The sequence below is a fragment of the Lentibacillus kimchii genome, from assembly GCF_042666895.1.
Taxonomy (GTDB): Bacteria; Bacillota; Bacilli; order Bacillales; family Amphibacillaceae; genus Lentibacillus; species Lentibacillus kimchii.
The window spans coordinates 1-1364 of sequence record NZ_JBHTGR010000034.1 but is presented as its reverse complement, the minus strand read 5'-3'; the positions used below and the strand labels follow the sequence as shown (position 1 = coordinate 1364).

The 1364-nt window shown below is 41.1% G+C and carries 1 protein-coding gene; it reads left to right on the top strand.

Going from position 1 to position 1364, the window contains the following annotated elements:
* The first annotated feature begins 53 nt into the window (after positions 1-53).
* A protein-coding gene (locus ACFQU8_RS09730; protein ID WP_138919703.1) for an IS3 family transposase occupies positions 54-1173 on the top strand; the annotation gives its coding sequence in 2 pieces (ribosomal slippage) (positions 54-322 and positions 321-1173; 1122 coding nt in all).
* Positions 1174-1364 lie beyond the last annotated feature (191 nt).

Here is a 1364-nt window from a genome sequence, read left to right as displayed (position 1 = left end):
TATAATGGACCCAAGATTTTAGACACGAAAAAAGGAGATGTTAAGGTAGGTATATGAAACGCAAAAGATATACACCAGAATTCAAATCACAAATCGTGTTGGAAATCTTGAAGGAAGAAAAACCAATGAGCCAAATTGCTTCGGAAAACGGAATCCATGTGAACCAACTTCATAAGTGGAAAACACAATTCCTGCAAGAAATGCCGAAGCTCTTTAACAAGCAGAATGAGGACCAGGAAAAAATGAAAGCCGACTATGAAGAAAAGCTTGAAAATCTCTATGCAGAAGTCGGAAAGTTAACCACGCAATTGTCGTGGATCAAAAAAAAATCTGGCATATACCACGACTAGACGGGAACGGATGGAGATGGTGGACTGGGTAGATCCGGAACTGCCTATCTCCCAGCAGGCTAAACTACTCGGAATCAATCGTTCAAGCCTTTACTATAAGCCTGTTCAACCGTCACCGGAAGAGGTTGCCATGAAACATTGGATTGATGAGATTTATACCAAATATCCGTATTTTGGTTCACGCAGGATTGCTGAAATACTAAAGAAAAAAGGAGTGAATATCAACCGTAAAAGAGTGCGGCGTCACATGCGTGAAATGGGTATACAAGCCATTTATCCGGGTCCTAATTTGAGTAAACGCAATCTACAGCACCGTATTTATCCATATCTGCTGAAAGGAGTGAATATTACTCGGCCCAACCAGGTTTGGAGCATTGATATTACATACATTCGCTTGCATAATAGCTGGATGTATCTAACGGCCATTATCGACTGGTATTCCCGTTACATTATCAGTTGGGAACTGGATCAGACGTTGGCAATTGACTTTGTCCTGGATGCCGTACAACACGCATTCACGCACGGTACACCTGAAATATTTAACAGTGATCAAGGCAGTCATTTTACCAGCCCAAAATACATTAATCTTTTAAAAGAGCATCCATCCGTACAAATTAGTATGGACTCAAGGGGGCGGGCATTGGATAATATCATGATTGAACGCTTTTGGAGAAGCCTTAAGTACGAAGAAGTCTATTTAAAGGACTATGGGTCACCAAGAGCGGCAAGAAGCAATATAAGGGATTATATGAACCTTTATAATCATGAACGGCCTCATCAATCATTAGATTATCAAACACCGGCATCTATTTATTTCGGGTAGCCCGTACCGTTATCCTTTCCATCTTGGGCAATTATCTTTCCTGTGCCAGAACCTGTCAAGGGAAAATACGCCCTTGACAGAACCTGACACAAGAAAGAGCTAGTTAGTAAGATGGGAAAGGGAAAACAATGATAACTCACCCCCCACCTTATTTTTATAAAATATGTGTCTTGACAATGGGGTCCACCTTA